This is a genomic window from Blastocatellia bacterium (assembly GCA_016713405.1).
In the GTDB taxonomy this organism is placed as follows: domain Bacteria; phylum Acidobacteriota; class Blastocatellia; order Chloracidobacteriales; family JADJPF01; genus JADJPF01.
On record JADJPF010000003.1, the window covers coordinates 512,825 to 535,675 of the forward strand.

General features: G+C 35.9%; 13 protein-coding genes and 1 pseudogene. 6 read left to right on the plus strand and 8 right to left on the minus strand.

Annotation, left to right across the window (positions count from 1 at the left end; translation table 11 throughout):
* Positions 1-23 precede the first annotated feature (23 nt).
* Entirely contained in the window at positions 24-3,374 is a 3,351-nt protein-coding gene (locus IPK14_05705; GenBank protein MBK7992916.1) for a response regulator, read from the plus strand.
* A gap of 10 nt (positions 3,375-3,384) precedes the next feature.
* Positions 3,385-4,416: a hypothetical protein gene (locus IPK14_05710; GenBank protein ID MBK7992917.1), complete on the plus strand. Its 1,032-nt coding sequence runs from the start codon at positions 3,385-3,387 to the stop codon at positions 4,414-4,416.
* Positions 4,417-4,573: 157 nt separating this feature from the next.
* Here IPK14_05710 and IPK14_05715 read toward each other — a convergent pair whose 3' ends face one another.
* Positions 4,574-7,165: a hypothetical protein gene (locus IPK14_05715; protein ID MBK7992918.1), complete on the minus strand. Its 2,592-nt coding sequence runs from the start codon at positions 7,163-7,165 to the stop codon at positions 4,574-4,576.
* 950 nt (positions 7,166-8,115) lie between these two features.
* Between IPK14_05715 and IPK14_05720 the strand changes: the two genes are divergently transcribed.
* From IPK14_05720 to IPK14_05735, 4 genes and pseudogenes are all read left to right on the plus strand, one after another.
* Positions 8,116-10,350 (plus strand): proprotein convertase P-domain-containing protein, encoded by a 2,235-nt coding sequence (locus tag IPK14_05720; protein MBK7992919.1) that lies wholly within the window; start codon positions 8,116-8,118, stop codon positions 10,348-10,350.
* 477 nt (positions 10,351-10,827) lie between these two features.
* Positions 10,828-12,439, plus strand: a pseudogene (locus tag IPK14_05725) (long-chain fatty acid--CoA ligase).
* A 6-nt stretch (positions 12,440-12,445) separates the two neighbouring features.
* Complete coding sequence (locus IPK14_05730) at positions 12,446-12,604, plus strand: hypothetical protein (GenBank protein MBK7992920.1); 159 nt, start codon at positions 12,446-12,448, stop codon at positions 12,602-12,604.
* 257 nt (positions 12,605-12,861) lie between these two features.
* The gene (locus tag IPK14_05735) at positions 12,862-13,422 is read left to right on the plus strand and encodes an exonuclease (GenBank protein MBK7992921.1); all 561 of its coding nucleotides are present in this window, start codon (positions 12,862-12,864) and stop codon (positions 13,420-13,422) included.
* A 62-nt stretch (positions 13,423-13,484) separates the two neighbouring features.
* Here IPK14_05735 and IPK14_05740 read toward each other — a convergent pair whose 3' ends face one another.
* From IPK14_05740 to IPK14_05770, 7 genes are all read right to left on the minus strand, one after another.
* Entirely contained in the window at positions 13,485-14,702 is a 1,218-nt protein-coding gene (locus IPK14_05740; protein MBK7992922.1) for a hypothetical protein, read from the minus strand.
* A 158-nt stretch (positions 14,703-14,860) separates the two neighbouring features.
* The gene (locus tag IPK14_05745; protein ID MBK7992923.1) at positions 14,861-15,172 is read right to left on the minus strand and encodes a DUF971 domain-containing protein; all 312 of its coding nucleotides are present in this window, start codon (positions 15,170-15,172) and stop codon (positions 14,861-14,863) included.
* 27 nt (positions 15,173-15,199) lie between these two features.
* The gene (locus IPK14_05750) at positions 15,200-16,351 is read right to left on the minus strand and encodes a VWA domain-containing protein (GenBank protein MBK7992924.1); all 1,152 of its coding nucleotides are present in this window, start codon (positions 16,349-16,351) and stop codon (positions 15,200-15,202) included.
* 13 nt (positions 16,352-16,364) lie between these two features.
* The gene (locus IPK14_05755) at positions 16,365-18,710 is read right to left on the minus strand and encodes a hypothetical protein (protein MBK7992925.1); all 2,346 of its coding nucleotides are present in this window, start codon (positions 18,708-18,710) and stop codon (positions 16,365-16,367) included.
* Between the two features lie 23 nt (positions 18,711-18,733).
* A complete protein-coding gene (locus IPK14_05760; GenBank protein MBK7992926.1) occupies positions 18,734-19,813 on the minus strand; it encodes an AAA family ATPase in 1,080 nt (359 codons plus the stop codon).
* Positions 19,810-21,342: a hypothetical protein gene (locus IPK14_05765; GenBank protein MBK7992927.1), complete on the minus strand. Its 1,533-nt coding sequence runs from the start codon at positions 21,340-21,342 to the stop codon at positions 19,810-19,812. Before IPK14_05765 ends, IPK14_05760 begins: the two co-directional genes overlap by 4 nt.
* A 12-nt stretch (positions 21,343-21,354) precedes the next feature.
* Positions 21,355-22,695: an SWIM zinc finger family protein gene (locus tag IPK14_05770; protein MBK7992928.1), complete on the minus strand. Its 1,341-nt coding sequence runs from the start codon at positions 22,693-22,695 to the stop codon at positions 21,355-21,357.
* Positions 22,696-22,851 lie beyond the last annotated feature (156 nt).

Sequence of the window (22,851 nt, forward strand, 5' to 3'; positions counted from 1 at the left end):
TTAATAAGTTGGGGGTTAATTTTATGGGGTTGCAGCAGGTTAAGAATTATGTTTCTGTACGTTATACAGAACATCTTACTCGCTTTAAGGGTGTTAGCAATGAACAGATAGTTAAAAGCTACTCTTTTAATTACGAATTCTTAAAAACTGCTAATCGATTAATAGAAAAAGCTGCTAGCTCAATAGGTACTACTCTAATTGTTGGTAAACGGGGTGTTGGCAAAACCCATATGCTTTCTCTTGTACGTAGCCTTATTAATCAACCTAGCTTAGCTACTATAATTTTAGATTTAGAAGCAAGAGCAGCTTTGCAAAAACATTCCCTCCAAAAAGTTCCTGTGGGTGGAATAGCTTCTTTAACTTTAGGGTTTGATTTAGAGCGAGGAATGGATTTTATTAAAGTCTTTCCTGTTGGTTCTGTACAAACTCTAGCCCTAAGAGGTTGGGTTAATGCAAACGAAATCTTGGAAATAGTTAATATAGGTATAGAAAAATTCCAAGATTATGTTGTATTTGTTGATGGTCTTTCTCCTGCCCTTAAACACCCAGAAAAAAAACAATATGCTTACCACTTACTAGAAACTTTAATCCATGAAGCTAATAAAGGAGCTTTTGCTTTAGTAATTACTTTAGATGAAGATATTATTTCAGGTAGTAATTGGTCAGAATTTTGCCAAATTGAACAAATAGATATTAGTAATTTGGCTATGGTAGTTGAACAAAAACTCTTTCGCAAAACATTAGAACAAAGAAAAGCTCTAACGCAACTTTATCAAGAAATTCTAACCAGTATGCCGCATTTTTCTTGTGAATTAGAGGAGTTTATTAATCTTTATCCAGCGCATCCAATGATTTTATCCGTTAGTCCAGCCATGCAACGTTATGTAAAAAGCTTTTCCTTGCTAGGCTTTTTAACAGAAGTATCTCCTTCTGCTTTAGTACGTAGAGATACAAGCTTAATTAATATTGATGATTTATTTGAAAACCTAGAAGATGAGCTAAGAAAACATCCTTATCTTAAAGAAGTCTTTGGAGTTTATGATAATTTACTTTATTGGTCAGCAATTAATTTAGATACACAAAAAGCTTTATATGCCAAGTTACTACTTAGAGGGTTATTATTACTTTCTTTACGAGGTCAAGGAGCAACTATAGAAGAGATTGCTAATGCTGTAATGCTTAATGATGAACGAAGTAGTAGAAATTTCCTTAGCCAAATGCAGATAATAATGAGTTCTTTAATTGCTGCTGATGAAAGACTTGGGTTAATAGATTTTGGCAAACCTCAATATGTTTTCCGTAGCCTCTTTGAAATGGAACAATTAAACACAGAACAGCTTAACCCAACTAAATTAAGTACAGATCAACTAGCTATAATCCAAGCTAGTTTAGCAGATGAAAAGCCTCCAGCAAAAAGCCTTTCACTAATGGAAATGCTACATAAAACATCAGAGCAAATTGCTGATAATGATCCAAGATTAAGTGAAATATTGTTTTCTGTTGGAAAGAAATTTTTTAAGGATTGGCCCTTTATTTTTGAGCAAAATGGCTTGTTTAAAAGACGAGCAGAACTTAATGTTCGTTGGTCTGGCTCACTACGTAGGGGAATAATTAGTTTGGGTGAAGAAATAGAAATTCTTACAGAAAAAAATAACCCCAATAACCCAATTAATGAATATGACTGGCAAATCATTGTTTTACTACCTAATCAAAAGCATAATGCAAACTTAAGCACCATACCAAATGCACCAAATACTTTAATTTATTGGCAACCAGCAGAATTTAGTAAGGAAGATTTTTTAGTCCTCAAATATTTGTTATTGATGGGTAGCGATGCCGTAAATGATTTTGATACAGAAGAAATTAGCCGTTATCTTGCTGCTTTTGAAACTACATTAGTAGATCTATTTGGGTTAAATTATTTAGATACAGGAAAATTATTTAATCTTTACTATGAAAATTGGTCGCTAAATTATCATTCTAGTAATTTTATTAGCATTATTTTATCTAAATTGTTGGATCAGCCTTTATCAACACGTTATCCACAACATCCAAAGTTTGAAGATTTACTGGATCCAGATTACTTAGATGAAATTATTAGTTGGATCTTTACTAGTGATAAAACACCTACGCCAGACCAATTACTTTATCTTGAGCAATTTGTACGTCCTTTAGGATTAGTTAAGGTAGAAGGAAGAACTTATTCTTTAGATGTAAATGATAAGATTTTTCCTGAAGACAGTGCTATAGCTTTACTTCTAGAGCTATTAGAAAGTAATGGAGATCGTCCAATTACAAAACTACAAGCTTACCGATTGTTAAGAAAAGAACCTTTTGGACTTCAAAGACCTATTTTATTAGTAATTTTAGCTGCACTAGCTGCGGCTGATAAAATTACTTTGGTAGATGAGCAGTCCAGACCCATTCATAATGAAACTGGGTTGCTACCAGATGTAGATATTTCATCCTTTAGCTCTATTTATTTAGCTAAACCAAAAATAAAAATAACTAGTTGGGAAAAGAAAAAAGCCATTGAATCACAATCAACTTTTTCCAATCAAACTATTATGATTGTTGATGATGAGCCAGATATTTTAACTTGTATTGAAATAGCTATTGAGCCGCTAGGTTGTCGAATGAAAACAGCTATTAACGGCATAGAAGCATTAAAACAGCTTTTACAAGACAACAAAGTTGATTTAGTAATTTCTGATTTAATGATGCCGGGAATGGATGGAGTACAGCTATTTTATGAAATGCAAACAAATCCACAACTTAGAGACATACCTTTTATAGTTTTATCCTCAATAGATACAGAGGAAGATATTGCTAAGGCTTTAGAAAGTGGTGTGACAGATTATTGGACAAAGCCTTTTAGTATTAATGAGTTAACAGCTAGAATCCGTAAGTTTTTGCGCCGTCGTCTTGCTAGTGCAGATGCTTATTCAATAACAGCTTGGCCTAATGAAAAAGCCCCTAAATCTGCTCCTTTTGCTTTATCTGAATTTAAGAGCGGGGAAATGAAAGTTTTGCCAACACCCAAAGAAGCTATAACTACTAAACAACCTGAAATTGCTAATGAAACTAATCTTGTTAATTTAATTTTTTCTGACTCAGAACTAGATTTTAACTGCCAAAAGCTTTATGACCAATTTGCTGATATTTATCTACGTAATGGCAATATGTTAGCAATACCTTCTTATGAAGATTTTGAAGCAGAATTAATGCTTAAATTAAATAAACTAAGAAAGCAATTTAGATGTGATAACTTTATTCTTTATGTAGAGATTAAAGAAGGCAAATCTGAAGTTTATTGTCAATTAGTACGTTCAACAGAATATCTTTCTAAAGAGCCAAAGTTTTTGTTAATTTAAGTAGGAATAAATGTCAAAAAAAAGTAAAAATTTTTTTATTAAAAACTATCTAAAAAAGATTAGAAACATTAGTCTGATAACTTTATTTAGTTTAAGTTTAATTTCTTGTGATAATACTTCATCAACTACAGGAACAAAGCCTGTTTCTAGCCCAACACCTATATCTTTTTGTAGTAATTGGGTAGAGCAAAAATCCCCTATAGACCGAGAATTAACAGCAGTAGATTTTATTGATGAAAAAATGGGGTGGGCCGTAAGCGATATTAATGAGCTAGGCGGGGCTATCCTAAAAACTACTGATGGTGGACAAAATTGGTTAGTAGCTAATAATGCACAGGAATTTCTAAGCGATATCGACTTTGTAAACAAAGATTTAGGCTGGACGGTTGGCTATTATGGGACAATTAATAAGACAAATGATGGTGGTGCAACTTGGCAAAATGTACGCCTTGGTCAAGAAAATGATGTCCTAAATTCTTTGTTTTTTATTGATGAAATGAAAGGGTGGGTTGTAGGTTCTAATGGACAAATCCTTAAAACTCTTGATGGTGGCACGACTTGGGAAAAAGTTGACCTAAAAATAGTTGATGATTTATGGAGAGTTCGCTTTTTAAGTGAAAGGGAAGGTTGGATTGTTGGTGAAGAAGGAATTATTCTTAATACTATTGATGGAGGACAAAATTGGCAGCGTCTACAAAGTGGAGTTGATGTAGCATTTTTTGATGTTTGGCCCATTGATAGTAATAATATTTGGGCTGTTGGTTTAGGTGGTACACTGCTAAATAGTACAGATAAAGGAATTACTTGGCAAAAACAAACAACAGGAGTTGAAGCTAGCCTATTTCGTTCAATTAACTTTGTGGACACTAGCCGGGGTTTTATTGTTGGTCGTCCTGGACTGCTACTTTGTACAATTGATGGTGGTAAGACTTGGGAGAAAGTTGCTTTACCTAAAAAATATGATTTAACTGGCTTAAAGGTGTTGTCTAGTGGAAGGGCTTGGATAGTAGGGCGACGAGGCTATATTTTGGCACATCGATAAGTACAGCCTAAACTAAGTAATTAGGTATTTTTAATCTAAAGCCCCAACAGGGTGACATATTTGTAACGTAAAGTTTCAACCCTACGTATTATTATTTTAAAATAAAAACAGCCTAAGAAATTTTCTTAGGCTGTCTAAAAAGCTTAAAACAAAAGGTTTAGCGCATACCAGAAACTTGGTTAAATTGTCCAAGATTTACACCAGGGCCACCAACTAGGGTTGAAGAAGTACCCATAGTAGTTAAGCGTTGGACACGATTGTTAGCAGTATCACCAACAAAGGCAAAGTTTGTAGAAGTAGTTACTATACCTTCAGGAGCATTTACTGCACCAAGAGTATTTCCAGCAGGCATAAATACTGACCAAATACCACCAGATAATTTTTGTATTCTATTGTTAAGTGTGTCAGCTACATAAATTTCGCCAGCACCATTAGCATAAATACCACGTGGTTGATTAAATTTGCCAGGAGCAGTTCCAGCAGTTGCACCAGCTAGAACTTGCCATCCGCCAACCATACCAGTCATATTGACTTGAATACGGCTATTGCCAGTATCAGCAACATAAACTAAACCATTACCATCAACTGCAATACCACGAGGAGCATTAACTTGACCTACAGCAGCACCACCTATTGTGTTAGCAAATAAACTAGGTAGTGGGTTAGTTGTTGAAGCATTCATTATTCTTTGAATACGGTTATTGCCAGTATCAGCAATGTAGAGAATGTTGTTTCGTTCATCATAAGCAATGCTTTGAGGAGCATTTACTGTACCTACAGCAGTACCTGGGCCTGCTAATAGCTGCCAAGTTGAACCACCATTTGTAGAACGTTGAATACGGTTATTACCAGTATCAGCAACGAAAACTATCATATCATTTAGGCTTGAAGAAACGCCTTTTGGAGCATTAAAGCTACCTAAAGCTGTTCCAGGGCCAAATCCTACTGCCGTCCAAGTCATACCGTTACTAGTGCTTCTTTGGATACGGCTGTTATTTGTATCTACAGCATAGACTGTTGTATGGTCTAATCTATCATCATTAGTGATAGTTAAAACAGCAGTGCTAGGTGTACCTAAAGTAGCTCCTGTAGGCATACTTAAAGTTAAGTTAACTGTTTCGTTTGGCTCAGTTAAGTTGTCATTTAGAACTGGAACCATAAAGCTTTGCATAGCACTACCATCTGGGAAGGTTAAAGTACCAGATGTAGCAGTGTAGTCACTACCAGCAGTAGCAGTACCATTACTAGTAGCATAATTTACCATTGCAGTACCTGTTGTGGAACCAGTACGAGTTACAGTAATAAGAGCATTACCGCCATCTTCGTTAATCATATAGTTAGTTGCACTAAATTGTACTGTTGCAACTACAACTTGAGCAGTTGTAATAGTAAGAGAGAAACCACCGTTAAAGTTACCTAAATCACCAGTTAAGTCATCAACAACATATAATGACCAAGTACCATTAGGGCTTACACCATTAAAGTCAGATAGCATTGTTCCATATGGAGCAGGTGGAGCAGGTGCTGCAAAAGTATCTGTTAAACCACTATTAGTAGGTCTAAATGTGCCTGATACTAGCGGGCCGTTGTCAGGTAAAGCCATTGCTGCTGCATCATCAAGGGTAAAGTTTAGGTTAACAGCGTCAGTTGAACCGCCTAGATCAGAAAAGATAACTACTTTTTGGCCTGTTGGAGATACTAACAAGACATCTACGTCATCTGGGAAAGTATGATTAAACATATTTAGCCCAACAGTTACTTTAGTTGTATTTCCAGCTAAACCGCTAACGTTAACAGTTGCTGGATATGGAGTAGCAATACCTACGCTAGGAATACTTATAGGTGCTGTGTTCATAAAGGTTGCTGTTGTTGTAACAGGAGGAGGCGGAGGAGGCGCACCACCACCATCATCAGTAATGGTTAGAGAAAAACCACCTGCAATACTGCCACCATCAAGAGTAACTGTATCAAAAACATATAAACTCCACACACCATTAGGGCTTTGACCGTTAAATTGAGCCATCATTGTTGCATAAGGAGCAGGAGGTGCTGGAGCAGGTAGAGAAAGTGTAGTTATTAAAGAAGTAGGCTTAAATGTGCCTGATACTACTTGAGTGCCAGATACAGACATTGCAGCATCATCATCAAGTGTTAAATTCACGTTGGTAGCAGGGTTAATACCACCTACAGCTGAAATAAGAGCTACCTTTTGGCCTGTTGGAGATACTAAGATTACATCTATGTCAGATACAAAAGTATGGCTAAGGTTAGTTAATGTAGCTGTTACTTTAGTTATATTACCTGTAAAACCACTAACATTAACAGTTGCTGGATATGGTGTAGCTATACCTGAAGTAGGAATACTAATATTTGCATTGTTGCTAAATGACATTGTTACGCTGTTAGGATATTCCTCAACAGGTGAAAGGCTAGATTTAGTATTTTTTCGGGCTAGTTCTACTACAGGATCTTCAATAGCTACGTCTTCACCTGTCAGCCCTTGTTCTAGCTCTGATAGAGCCGTGCTGTTGCTAGCAAAGTTATCTGGTTTTTGAGGAACAGCAGCTTCTTTTTGTCGTTGAATCTCGGCTCTAGATTGTTTTTGTCCTTGTTGTGTGCTTCCTTTATCAGCACTAACTATGGATAATTTTGTACTTAATGGGAGAAAACCTGTTGCTGAAAACAACAAGGCTAAAGCAAAAAAAGTTATGGCAAACTTAGTAAGTCGCCAGGGCAATTTAGTCTTCAAAGAGAACCTCCTAATTTTAGTAATGTATAGATTTATTTATTATAGATTGTTAGAGTTTAACCCAACAAAGTCATAGAGTTAGTTTAGTTATTTTTCGATAAAATCCTATTAGAGACACACTTAGACTAGAAACTAAGTTTTGAGTCTGATATTTTTTTTACATTGGAAAAGATTTAGGTTCAGAAAAATTTAACACAATTTTAATATAATTTTAATTTTTAGCAATGTATTGTTATTAAAAATTAGGATAATTTTATCTAATAGCAATTTTATTATTAAAAAATTATTAAAAAGTAGTATAGATTTTGTTTGTTTAGAACTTTGCTTAGTAGTAAAAACGTAGCATAGAATGACTACTTTAAGTTTTTAATTTGCCTTTAAGTATTACATAGCTAATTAGTAAAATATCTAGCTATATTTACTTTATAGCATTAATTAAAATTAGAGATGTAAAGCATTTATTTTGAAATATTTAGTAAGCAATTCAATATTATTAAAGGGTGAACACATAAAGCTTTTAAGTAAACTAAAACTCTTGGGCATAAATCCTATCTTTATCTATCTTTATCTAACTTTTATTAAAAGCTAAATTAATGGAAAACTATTAGACAAAATAAGAGCAATATGCTAAAAATCTCTGATCCAACTTATTTAAGATACTGCTAAATTTACTAAACTAAATATATAACCAATTATATAACCAAAATAGGTTGTCTTACTTATTTGGATTAAGTTAAGTCTTTATAAATAATCACAAATAAAAACAATAAATGCACCTAGGCAATTAGAGTAGTAGCAAATCTGCTGCTATATAATTTGGAGTTATAGTTTTACAAATAATTTCTTAAAATACTTACTTATAATGTTAGGCATTAGTAGTTTTTCTGGAATTAAACATTTTTTGATATTGAAAATTTTTATTGGATTAGAAAAGATTTTAGGAGGCTTTTATGAGTTTGAAAAAGAAATACATTGCAAGTTTTGTCGTTTTTGCAATGTTAATGTTTTTAGGTACTTTAGTACCACAAAGTTTAGAAAACTTTTTTGTTTCTGGAACAAAAGTAGCGGCTCAAAGTCAATCCAAACAAGCTACCTTGGATCAAATGAGAACCCTACAACAATCTATTAATTCACTTAAACAACAAGCTTCTAAAGATGCTAGTGTAAAACCACAATTAGAATCTTTAATAGATCAATATAACGCGCTAAAAGCTAGTTTAGGTGGTGATGAGCCTGTAGCAGTAGGCCCTAGCCCTAAAGTAGGTACTATTCCTAGAAATGAAGCGGCTCCAGCTTGTGATGGTGTTGTAACTACCAATTTTCCTAACAATACACCTGTAACTATTCCTACAGGCCCGGCTGTTGTTACTTCCACAATTACTGTTAGCGGTGCTGCTCCATATCTTTTTGATGTTGACCTAACAACATTTATTACACACACATTTAATGGAGACTTAGACATCACATTAACATCACCATCAGGAACAGTAGTAACAATAACTACTGATAATGGTGGTGGTAGTGATAATGTATTCAATGGGACACTTTTTGATGATGATGCTAACCCTATGGGTCAAGTTCCTTATACAATAAATAATGGTGTTACTACAGATCATTCTTATGTAAATTTAGTTACAGCTACTCCTTTAACTCCTGAAGAACCATTAGCCGCCTTTATAGGAGAAAATCCAAATGGTGTTTGGACTTTAACCATTTCTGATGATGCTGCTGGTGATGGCGGTGCATTAAATAGTTGGAATCTAGATATTTCTACGTTGCCTGCTACACCAACACCAACAACTACATCTTTTACCAACAATACACCAACAAACATATTAGATGTAAATACAGTAACTTCAACAATTAATGTTACTGGTGCTGGTACAACTGTTGGTAAATTAACTTTGCAACCATTTATTACACATACATTTCCAGGAGATTTAGACATTACATTAACATCCCCATCAGGAACAGTAGTAACAGTAACTACTGATAATGCTGGTACTAGTGACAATGTATTTAACGGCACACTTTTTGATGATGATGCAAACCCAATGGGTCAAGTTCCTTATCTAAATAATAGCACTGTTACTTCAGGCCCAGGTATTGTTACAGATCAACTATACGCACTCAATGTAGTTGTAAATAACTTAACACCTGAAGAACCATTTGGAGCCTTTATTGGAGAAGATCCAAATGGAACTTGGACTTTAACCATCTCTGATGACTTAGGTGGTGATATTGGTGTATTAAATAGCTGGATGTTAAATATCACTACCATTGACGTTAATTGTGGTGGTGCAACACTTGAGCATTTAACAGTATATGCAGCAGATACATTAAATAACAGGATACAAAGAACACTTGATGATGGAATGAGTTGGCAAGCAGTAGGCTTTGGCCCAGGTGTTGGATTAGGTCAATTTAATGCACCTCAAGGTGTTTCTTCTGATTCAACAGATATGTTGATTTTTGTTGCTGATACAAATAATAACCGCGTTCAACGTTCAACCGATGGTGGAATGAGTTGGCAAGTAATAGCTGGCCCAGGTACTGCTGTAGGTACAGTAAATGCACCTCAAGGTGTAGCTTATGATGAACAAAACGATGTTTTATATGTAGCTGATACATTAAATAATAGAATCCAAATGGCTACTTCTGCTAGCACAACTCCTTTATTTGGAGTATATGCTGGTGCAACAGTTGGAACAGCTTTAGGTAAAGTCAATCGTCCTGCTGCTGTTGCAATAGATATAAATGGTGGAGTTTATGTAGCAGATACAAATAACAACCGTATCCAATTTAATACTACTGGGGCACCAACAGGTTGGGCAATATTTGCTGGTGCAACTGCTGGTACTGCATTAGGTAAAGTTAATAGTCCACGTGGTATTTATGTTGATACTGCTGGCAATGTTTATATTGCTGATACACTTAACAACCGTATTCAAATGAATGTTGGCGGTACAGCTATGGGTTGGATGACATTTATGGCACCTGGTACTACATTAGGCACTGTCAACGCTCCTCAAGGTGTTGTACTTGCTGCTTCTGGTAATGTCTTTATTGGCGATACTAAGAATAACCGTATGCAGAAAAAACCTTTAATGGGTGGCCCTGCTACTTTAGTTGGCGCACCTGGTACAGGCATTGGTAACTTCAATGGGCCAACAGGCGTTAGATAAAAACTAACTAATTAACAAAATTCTCTTCTAAAACTAAAGCTAGTAGACACTTAAAATGTTTGCTAGCTTTTTCTTATTATGGCAAAACTAGATGTAGTTGTAGCTTGTAAACCAAGCTTTATTACTATTAAAAGTCTACAAAACTTAACTAATACCAGATCGAAGTAGTACAATCGCATCAACAAATATATAACTGATTGTAATAAAATAAGTTATATGTAATTTTGTGTAGCTAGCCTAATCCAATCTGGTATAACTATGTTCTAATGGTAGAAGTTTTATCCCACAGTACATCTAATTTTGACCAAGAAGGCTTGTTTGCCTAGTTATTCCAAGAAATTAAAAACATTTTGTCATCAATAGAATCTTTAGAAAAAATTCCTAATATTCTATAATCCACCTTTTAGAAAATACCCGCAAAAATTCCCTATTTTTATTTATCAGTTTTAAGGAGACAATATTTTTATGAATGGTTTAATGATGGACATTCAATTGTCTGTGCCTATGATGTTGGAAAGGGCCAAACAATTTTTTCCTAAAAGAGAAATTATTACTCGTCAAGCAAATGGAGTACATCGCTACACTTATCAAGATTTTTATCAACGTGTCTTACAATTAGCTTCACTATTGCAAAAAATGGGTATCAAACCAGGTGATAGAGTAGCTACTTTTGCATGGCACAATTACCGACATTTAGAGCTTTATTTTGCTATTCCTTGTATTGGTGCAGTTGTTCACACTGTCAATATTCGTTTAGCTGCTGATCAAATCACCTACATTATTAACCATGCTGAAGACCAAGCCTTATTTTTTGATCCTTCATTAACACCACTTGTAAAACAATTTGCTCCACATTTAACAACTGTAAAACATTTTGTTGTAATGTGTGAAAATGCACTTGAAGAACTCAATGCTGATTCATATGAAAAGTTGTTAGCTGAGCAGCCAAAAGATTTTGTTTTGCCTAAAATAGAGAATGAAAATATGGCGGCAGGGCTTTGTTATACTTCTGGAACTACAGGACATCCAAAAGGGTGCTTTATTCACATCGTTCTGTTTACCTACATTCAATGGCTATTGCAATGGCTGATAATATGGGACTATGTGAAAGAGATGTTGTTTTTCCTGTTGTTCCAATGTTTCATGCTAATGCTTGGGGGCTTCCATATGCCGCTACTATGGTAGGGGCAAGTCAAGTTTTCCCAAATCACTTTATGCAGCCCCGTGATATTATTCAATTAATTTCAGAAGAAAAAGTGTCTCTTACCGCAGGAGTCCCTACTATTTGGCTAGGGATAATGGCAATACTTGACCATGAAAAATTTAATTTAGAAAACCTGCGTTGTATTGTAATAGGTGGTTCTGCTGTCCCTGCTTCAATGATTGAATATTTCCAACATAATTACAATATACCTGTTATACAAGCTTGGGGTATGACAGAGCTTTCTCCTCTAGGCTCAATGGCTAAACTAAAAAGCAGTTTGTTAAGCTTATCGCCAGAACAACAAATGAGTTATAGAACTAAACAGGGTATTCCGTCTGCTTGTGTTGAAATTCGTGCTGTAGATGATGATGGAAAAGTTGTTCCTGGGATGGAGAAACACGGGGCGAACTCCAAGTTAAAGGCCCTTGGGTAGCAAAAACTTATTATGAAACTACTGAACGAGCAGAAGCTTTTGTTGATGGTTGGTTCTCAACTGGCGATGTAGTGACAATTGACCAAGAAGGCTATATTGCTATTGTAGATAGAACTAAAGATTTAATTAAAAGTGGGGGTGAATGGATTTCTAGCGTTGACCTAGAAAATGCTCTACTTGGACACCCTAAAATTCAAGAAGCTGCCGTTATTGCTGTAGCTCATGAAAAATGGGTTGAACGGCCTTTAGCCTGTGTTGTTCCTAAACCCGCTTTTGCGCAAGATTTTGATACAAATGAGGTAATTAGCTATTTAAAAGAAAGATTTGCTCCTTGGTGGATACCAAATGCTGTAGAAATTATTAAGGAAATACCTAAAACTAGTGTAGGTAAATTTGATAAAAAACGTTTAAGAGTAATGTATCAAGATTTCCAATGGCCTGAAGGAAAATAGCCTTTTATGGCAAAGAAAAAAGGTATAACTCAAGTAGAGAGTTATGATAATGATAGTGTATGGAAAGAAATATTAGAAAAATTCTTAAAAGAGTTTGTGGAATATCTCTTTCCAGAAGCTTATTTGCAAGTAGATTGTGGAAAGGGTATGAAAGGTATTTATTAAAGCGAAGACTTATTACAACGTAAACAAAGTTTTTTGACATTTTTATTTCTTAAAGCCCCAACGGGGCGATAGATATGTAGTCTACGGTTTCAACCCCATGTATTATTAATTATTTTGTTTACAAAGTATTTATTAAAATAACAGAACTAGACCAATTAAAAATGTTACGTAGAAAAGCTATTTAAATTGCATCACTAAGAGAATTTTATAAGCAAATTCCAAAAGATCAATAATTTACGAAATAACTAGTAAAACTTATGGCACAAGAAATATATATAAGTACGGATGTAGAAACAGATGGGCCAATACCAGGTGTTAATTCAATGCTTAGTTTTGGTTCAGCCGCTTATTTAGCAAATAAAACTTTAATTTCAACTTTTACGGCTAATTTAGAAACCTTGCCTGGTGCAGTTGCAGACCCTAACACTATGGCTTGGTGGCAGACACAGACAGAAGCTTGGGAGGCTTGCCGCAAAAATTTACAAAAGGCTGAAATAGCGATGAAAAACTATCTTGGCTGGTTAAAGAATTTGCCCGGTAAACCTGTTTTTGTTTCTTACCCTGTTGCTTTTGATTTTATGTTTGTTTATTGGTATTTGATTAGATTTACTGGAGAAAGCCCATTTTCCCATTCTGCACTAGATATAAAAACTTATGCTATGGCGATGTTAAAGAAAAATTATCGGGACTCTACTAAACGTAATATGCCAAAAAACTGGTTTGATAGGCTTCCTCATACCCATCAAGCCTTAGATGATGCTATTGAACAAGGTGCTTTGTTTTGCAATATGCTAGCAGAAAATATTAAGCATAAATAAAAACAGCCTCAAGGTTTGAGGCTGTTTTGCTAAATACAAATTTTAATTATATTAACAAATAGTTATTTATTTGGGTTTCGAGGATTTTTAGGCAAATCTTTGATTAATTCTTGACGCTGCCTTATTAAAGCTTCTCGTTGTTGTTTAAACATTTCATTCATTGTTTTTATATTCTCAGCATTTATCTTTTTGTTACGTTCTTGATCTTCTGCTGTTTCTCCTAATACTTGGTTTCCATTTGGAGAAGCACCAGCAGTATTTGCTTCATTTAAGTTAACTAGAGTAGGGTTATTTACATTATTTAGCTCATCATATTGAGCTTGTTGGTAAGCATTATTTTGATAAGCATTACTATTTGCGTAAGAAACACTAACTCCACTTGCACTTTCTTCTTTCATTTTTACGGGCCAACGTACTCCTAAAGCTTGTTTAACATCTTCTAGTTCCATTGTTCCCTTATTGATGGAAATTACTTTCCACTTATTAAAAATAGTGTCATCAACTTTAGCTATAGTAGTTTTAGGGTTATTTGGATTACCACCATTTTCTGCTAACACTGTAGCAGGGTTGCCTTTTGGATCAGTAAAATGACCTATAATCTTAAACAATCGATTAGGATCTTCTGGCTCAAGTACACTAATTTCTAAGGGCTTGGAGAAAAACGATACTTCTTGCCCAGGAACTTTTAGTTCAAAACGTAGCCGCCCAGCCCTATCAAAATAATTCGCTGGAACTAGAGCTTTTATTTCTGAATCGCTAACCAAAATTGTTTGAGCAAAGTTTGGGTTTCCGTTTAAGTACAAGCGCATATTTAATGAAAAATTACTACCACGTACTACAACTTCAAAAGGTTTAGTTTTTGCATAAACAGATGTTGGGCTAACAGAATTTAATACTATTGTTGGTGGCGGTGGTGGCGGTATGGGTGGTGGTGGTGGTGGTGGTGGATAATCAAAAAGATTACGTCCTACTTCTGAACCAGAATTAAGTTTATTTGCTAGAGCATCAACATCTAATGAGACAGGTACATAACCAGCAGTGCTAGCATTTTTATCTTTAGGATTTTGTTCTGTTAAGACTTGATTCCAAGGAACACGCTTAGACTTGTCAGTTTGTGCTGTTGTAGTTGCTTTTTCTGTATTTGGTGCGATGCTAGATGCTGCAAAGAAATATTGATAAGCTAAAATTAAAACTACTGCACCACAAAGAATGCCCAAAACTTTAAGCTTTTTTTGAACATCTTGTTCAGCAGAGGGTTGATTTTTTTTTGATACGCTCATAATTTTTGATTATTGCAATGGTTTTATTTGATTAATATAAAGTTATAGTTATTTGATAATAACTATCTAGATTAGTAACTGCAACTGATTTGTTCTTTGGTCTTGCACGCAATAAAGCTTTGTAAGTTCCAAAAAAGATCTAACTTTAAGCTTAAAAATCATTGTTTACAACACTCCATGCAAGGACATAGCAAACGTAAGTGTTTCCATGTATAAATACCTGTGCTGTGATTATCGCTAAAATAAAACTGCACTCCATATCTACCAACATGTTTTGCATTGTTGATGGATATATCTAAAGGAATTGTTTCTTCGCGGATAATGCGTTTTCCTGTTACTTCATCAATACAACCTGCACAAGTACATTCAAAGCGTAAATATTTAATAGGGAATATACTTATGTGATTATCATCCCAATAAATAGTTAGTTCGGTAGGAGAAGATTTTTTAATTTCTGTTGGTATAGACATATTTTTCCTAAATATTTGCTATTAAAGCTATTTATTTGCTCTGGAAGTAACAATTTCATTTGCTGCTGCCCATTGGTTAATATCTTGACGGTTAATTACTGCTGCCATTAAATCAGGAAATAAGTCTGGAGTACAAGCAAAAGACGGTACACCAAGCCCAGCCATAATTTCAGCCGTTTTATGATCATAATAAGGCGCACCCTGATCATTTAATGCCAGCAATGCAACAAATTGTGTTCCTGCACCAACAATATTTGCTACACGTTTTAGCATCTCTTGTTGGTTTCCTCCCTCATAAAGATCGCTAATTAAAATTAAAATGGTTTCTTCAGGTCTACGGATTAGGGTTTGACAATAGCCTAAAGCCTTGTTTATGTCTGTTCCTCCGCCTAATTGTACACCAAATAAAATGTCTACAGGATCTTGTAAATTATCAGATAGGTCAACTACTGCTGTGTCAAACACTATCATTTTAGTTTGTATCGCAGGAAGCGAGGCTAGAACTGCTCCAAAAATCCCAGAATAAACGACTGATGTTCCCATTGAGCCGCTTTGATCAACACAAAGAATAATATCACGTAAGGAATTACGCTTGCGGCTATAGCCAATGCGAGTTTCTGGAATGATAGTTTTATAGTCTTTTTGATAATTTTTTAGATTATTTCGGATAGTGCGATTCCAATCAATTTCGCTATGACGAGGGCGACGATTACGACTAGAACGGTTAAGGCTTCCCATCACAGCTTGACGCATATTATTAGCTAGTTTGCGTTCTAATTCTTCAACTACACGACGAACAACTACGCGAGCAGTTTCTTTGGTTTTGCCTGGCATAACATTTTTTAGTGCAAGTAAATTAGCTACTAAATCAACATCAGGTTCAACACCTTCTAATAGCTCAGGCTCAAGTAGCAATTGTGTTAAATTTAGTCTTTCTAGTGCATCTTTTTGCATTACTTTAACCACACTAGATGGAAAATACTGACGGATATCACCTAGCCAACGAGCAACTTTTGGAGAGGATGAGCCTAAGCCGCCTTGACGCTCTGAGTCATATAGAGCGTCTAAAGCTTTGTCCATACCAAGATCCTCTGCTCCTAAAGGGCAATCCGTTCCATCTGCCTCATTACCGCCTAAAATTAACCGCCAGCGTCTTAATTTTTCGTCAGTTTGTTGCATAAAATCCTTTTATTTATAAACCTAATAATTTAGCAATTAAAGGTAGAACGCTTTCTGCTCTAGCTTGGTCAAAGTTCGTTGGAGACTCTATTTTTAGCTTAACTTGTTGGGGAGACGTTCCTTTTTTAGCTAATTCTCCTATTTGCCTACGTTCTGCTTTGGGGAAAGTTGAAAAAGTGCGTCTTAGAAGTGGCAAAAGCTGGGTAAAAGTATCTGTATTTAGCGAACAAACCCAAGCGTCTAGCACTGCCCAAAGTTTTGAGTCATGAATTAAGAGTAAACCGCTATCTTTTAAGAAACCTTCTACCCAAGCAGCGGCTTGTACAGGGTCACTTGCTCTAGAAAGAGCTAAATTCATATATTGGGCTGTTTGGTCAGCGGCTATTTCCCTCGCTTCGTAGAGCAGACGACAACATCGCCCAGCTAATAAACCGTGTAAAGAGCGTTTATTAGCTAATTGTTTTAGTACATCATGCCAAATTTTTGTGTGTTCTTTATTTTGCAATAAGTTAATTGTTTGGTTGACTTTAACTATATGCTCAAACATTGCTACTGCTGCATCGTCGTTAAGCGATGAGCAAGCATTAGGTAGACCGATGCAAATTCGGCTAATTAGTCCATCAACTATGTGAGAAACACTGTCCGAGTCGGTTTTGCGAACATTTCCATAGCGCATTACTTGAGCAAGTGCTGGCAATGCTCCCATTAAATGAGTAACATCACTAGTTAAAGAAGCCTTGTCTTCAAGATTTTTAAGCACCTGCTCAACTGCTAAAGGTAGATCGGCTAGGAGTGTATGATCTACTAATTTAGTAAGCTCTACTAGATCGCTAGCTTTGCTAGCTTGGTCACAAACATAAGCATTAGCCGCATTGCTAACAGTATTTCCCCAAACACCTACTTCAATTAGTCGAACTGTAAATTCAGGTTGCCATTCTAGCTTCCAAAGTTCGTGGAATGTCCCTTTTTTGTTGTATTTATTATTTTGTATTTGACCCCAACCAATATTTAGCATTGATAAACGGTGCAATAAATGACTACGGGCTAGGTCTATTTCTTTACGTAGGTCTAGGTCTAAATCTTTACTTGAAGCTTGCATAGCTAAACGCAGACGTTTTTGTTCTTTTAGCAAGTCTTGCTGAATTGGCACCATTGGAGTTTCTGCTGGAATTTCTCCAAGCTGTTCCCCAATTATTAATTGTTTTTGAATTAAATTAAGTGGTAAATCACTCCCAAAACAAAATATGGCTTGGATTGCTTCACCAATCTCCAGAAGGCTAGGCAATGGTCGATCTCTCATTGATGAAAGGGCTTCAGCTAAACGGACGGCTTCAATAACATGTGCTGCGGAAACATCTAAATCTTCTTTTCTTAGCAAATGAGCAACTTTTGTTAACCAACGAATAGTTACTTGAGTTGGAGAAAGCTTGTCAGACATCCATAAATGATGATACCAGCCAGGCGACTCAATCCCTGCACCATAACCAGAATGATAAGAAAGCCGTCCATGTGTCCAAGGTATCCAAGTAGCCTGTACTTTTACTTTAGGTAAACCTTTTAAGAGCGCAGCATCTTCTTTAGAGTTTTTAGCTATTTTAGGATTGTCTAAGTCTTTTAATGCTGGAGCATGCCAGGCACCACAGACAACAGCAATTTTTTTAAAGCCTTCTTTTTGTGCTGTGCGGATGGTTTGACGCATATAAGCTTCCCGATGTTCTTCACCCATTACTAAGGGTGGGGGAGTTGTAGAAGATTCATTAGGAGGTTTTTCACTTTTAACTTGGTTTTGGTTGTCGGCTTCTTTTATTTCTAATGGGTTTTCTGTTGGGCAAGTTGCGACTTCTTCTATGAATTTAGAATTGCGCATTTCAGTCATAGCTTCTAGTACAGCCTCAAAAATATCATTGCTACTATCTCGGCGATGCTCAACCATATGTTCCCACCAACGCTCACCATCTGAATAGCCTGCGGCTTGAGCTAGCCAGCCTAACGGATCATGCCGTATTGTGGATAAAGTAGCTAAAAGTTGCTCTACAGGTGCGACGGCTAAACGATGTGTTTGAGGTAAATCCATAAAACGTAGAGGAATAGTATGTTCTAAGCCATAATTTATAGCTTGCCATTCAGGGGAAAATACTGCAAAAGGGTAATAGACAGCTTTGCTAAGTTCTTCAGGCACATAGATTAAGATAGCCGCTGGAGGCTTCATGTCTTTATGTGCTGCTAAATGTAGGACTTCTTCGGCATCTGGTGGGCCTTCAACTAAAATTATGTCTGGCTGCAAGGTATTTAAGGAGTTTAACAAACTACGTGCTGACCCTGGGCCATGATGACGAATGCCAAAAATATGCAAACTCATTGAAAAAATCCCCTAATCAAAATTTAGGAAATGTCCCGACAGGCTCTATAAAGGTCTGTCCATCCGTCACGCTCTTTTACAACCGTTTCTAAATATTCTAACCAAACAACTTGGTCTTGGACGGGATCCTTTACAACTGCACCAAGTAGCCCTGCTGCAACATCGTTTGACTGCATTTGTCCATCGCCAAAATGAGCCGCTAGAGCCAGTCCACCGTTAACAACAGAAATTGCTTCTGCTGTACTCATTGTTCCACTAGGCGTTTTAAGCTTGGTTTTACCATCAATGGTTTTTCCGTCTCGGAGTTCTCGAAAAACCGTAACTATTCGGCGGATTTCTGACAGCGCAGGAGCTTCGGCAGGAAGTTCTAAGGCTCGCCCAATGCTTTCAACGCGACGTTGGACTATTTCAGCCTCTTCTTCAACTGTTTCTGGCACAGGTAAAACAACCGTATTAAAGCGACGTTTTAACGCGCTAGAAAGCTCATTAACTCCACGATCCCGATTATTTGCCGTTGCAATAACATTAAATCCTTTGTTGGCTTGTACTTCTTCATTAAGTTCTGGGATTGGCAAAGTTTTTTCTGACAAAACGGTTATTAAAGTGTCTTGAACATCGGCTGGAATACGGGTTAATTCTTCAATTCGGGCGATTCTTCCTTGCTCCATTGCTCTGACTAGCGGGCTTTCAACAAGTGCAGCGCGAGAAGGGCCTTCAGAAAGTAGCTTGGCATAATTCCAACCATAGCGAATAGATTCTTCGCTTGTGCCAGCCGTGCCTTGAATTAGTAACGTAGAATCACCTGATACAGCAGCAGAAATATGCTCAGAAACCCAAGATTTTGCTGTCCCCGGAACACCTATTAACAATAATGCTCGGTCAGTAGCTAAAGTTGCTACAGCAATTTCCATTAGGCGACGACTTCCAATATATTTAGGAGAAACTTCAAAACCGTTTTCTAATTTGCCGCCTAAAAGATAAGTAGTAACGGCCCAGGGAGAAAGTTTCCAGTTAGGTGGACGTGGGCGTTTATCAGCTTTTGCTAGGGCAGTTAATTCTTCAGCAAATTGTTGTTCTGCATGTTGACGTAAGACATTAGTCATAAGTTAAACTCCTTAAACATATTGAGACGAAATTCTAAAATGTCCTTAAATTCTTCTATAGCTTTTCCCCAAGCTTTCCATTCTTTATCAAATATTTCATGTTTAAATAGCTCGGATGCTTCCCTAGATGATTTGGTAGGAGGTAAATAAATAGCATAGGTATTAAACCAGTGTAGCAAAGCATAACTGGGTTTTTCATTTTCTCTAACGGCTGCTAGTGTAGCTCCTAGTAGTTTTTTTGATAAATCTTCACTCCAATAAGTACCAGGTTTAGGTGTTAGCAAATTAATAAGGAAAATATTTTCATCTCCAATCACAGGAATATGATCTAACACAAAAATAAGAACAGTTTCTTTTTCTTCATTTGATAAGTTTGAAAAAGTGTTTTGATGAATAGAACGATTAATATTTTTTTTCTTTGTGAAAAGATATTTTAAGTGGGTGGTTAGCAAATCTAAATTTGGATGGTCGCTTAATGCCTGCAACAGGCCACTTTCCATTTGATGGTGCCAATCGCTTTTTTCCATCAAATTCATTAATTCTAGCCAGGAAACATTCCATTCTTTACACCAAAAATCAGGAATAACTTTAGTAAATAGAGAATTTAGCAAAGTTCCTTTGCTATTGTTATCTTCAATATGGGGAAAATCTCGTGTTAGTTCCTTGGTTATGGGAGGGACTTCTATATCTAGGACGGTTTTTTTCTTTTGAACTTTTAGTTGTATAAAAGAGCGAGCATATTGCTGCATACGGCCTTGAAATTGGGAGTTTGGCAGACAGGCAAGTAGTTGAGTTGCTTTAACACGAACATCTTTGCTACGGTCGTCTAAAGCAGATTCTAAAAATTGTTCATCGTCATCACTTAGATTTGTTTCTAGTATGGAAATAAACTTTGCTCTAGTATTTGCAGACTCTTTTGACCAGGTAGTTAAAAGTAGTTCACGGGCTTGCTTAGGGTTATTTTTACGCAAAGTTTCTAATAGTTCCGTTCTAGTGTTTTGATCTCCTGTTTTCCAAATTTCTTCTGTGTTATTTTCAGCTAAATTTCTTTGTTGGGCATATTCCCAATTAGGGTTAAATTGGGCTAACCATTGACCACGTTTACCTATTATTTGACGAATAATAGAGTAAAAATCCTTTGAGTACCTAGCATAATCTAACAAGGGAAATAATATATCTGGTGGGACTCGCTTACCAAGTTTTACTAGTAGATTTATAGCTTCTGGAAATACATTTCTATATTTTCCTCCAAGTGCTGGTAGCAAAAGTTCATAAGCAGCTTTACATACAGGCAAATCGTCTAAATCAGCAGGTTCAAGCTTATTTAAGGTAGTTTTAGTAGGTAGTTGACCAACTTTTTGATAAATAGAAAGAGTTGCGGCTAAGGAAAGCAATTTTTGCTCAGTATCATTGCTAGAATTAATTTGAGTAAGAAGGGAATTTAAGTTTTCACTACTAGAATTAATAGATATTTCGTTTTGGTGTCTTTGAGTTCCAATAAGTGCTGTTGATATAAGATCTTGCCACATTTTATAAACTCCTTAGCCAACAAAATAAATTTGATTTTCTGCCCAAACGCTTAAAGGCCAAATTCTATCTTTATACCATTCCCCAAAAACTTTGACGGGATGACCACCACTAATTGCTAGTAAAAACCAAATATTGCCATAAATTTTATTAATACTTAATTCATAGCCTAAATTATCACAAAATAGCCATTCATCTTCTTTAGGTAAAAGAGTTAGATTTTCTATTGCACAAGGAAAACGTTCTAGCCAAGGGTTTTTCGCTAAAGCATCAGCCCAACTATTAGTAAATTCTAAAATATTAGAAAATAGTTTAATTTCACTTGATGAAATAAAGGTTTGGCGGTTTTTAATTAAAGCTCTTAATGGGAATGCTCCAGGAAAAAACACTAGTTCAGCAGGTAAAATTGTCCCAGAAATAAAGCTAGTGTCTATAGGTTGATTACCAAAAACAAAGTTTAGTATTAAGGCAAACTGATTAGTTTGTTCACCTTTTAACCAAATACGCTGTGATCTAAGCGTAGGGGTTAAAGAATCGCTTTCTACTCTTTGACCAAGTATTAGCCAATTATCAAAAACTCCTGGTTGATTAAGCAATTCTTCTTGGTTTTGCGTCCAACCAATTAGGGAGCGAATATCTTGCTGATTAGCAAGGGGTAGGTTTTCTATATTTTTATAACCTTCAATAATTAAATGTAAGAGAGATAATTTTTCTAATAAACGTTCTTGCCAGGCCACACCTGAAGTGGGAATATTTGCCATTTCTCGAAGCATTCTAGCTAGTCCTGGGGCTTGAGCATCTACCATTCTAGCTGCTGGAGTATCCCAAAAAGAATATTTTTGGCTCTGAGTAATGCTTAATCCTTGACGGATAAGGTCTTTTAGCCAAAGCTCTAGTTCTTGAATACCAGCTTTTACTTTTGCCTCGCGTTCGGCAGCACGAGCAGCTTGCTTTTCAGGGTCAGGAGCTTTTTTTGGTTCTGTAGTCTGTTTTTCAACCTTTTTAGATTGTTTTTCAGCCTTTTTAGTGCGCGATTCTATCCATTCTTTTACCCAAAGAGGTTGTTCTTTTTCAGTAAAAGAACTTTCCTGGCTAATAAGCATTAAAAATAGGCCTAAACAATGTTTACAAGGGAATTTATGACTAGGACAACTACACTTAAAAGCAGGTTCGCTTAAATTAATTTGCACTTTATAAGGAGCTTTGCCGCTTCCTTTACATTCACCCCAAGCAAAAAGCTCGTCATAACCTAAAGTTTCCCATTTGCTTTTGTTGGTTAATCCCTGTCCAGCTTTTGTTGAGCTTGCATCAGGGCTAAGTGCAATAACTTGATCTTTAGTCCAATTTATCGCCATTATTTCTCCATAGTTTTGCTAGCAAATATCGCTAGCTATCATACACCATTAAACTACCAAATAAAAACAAAATTTTAGCTTAAACCAGAAAATTATTTTGTTTATATTTTGTGAAATTAAAAAAGGAAAAATTAGGGAATTTTTGTTTGACAATAA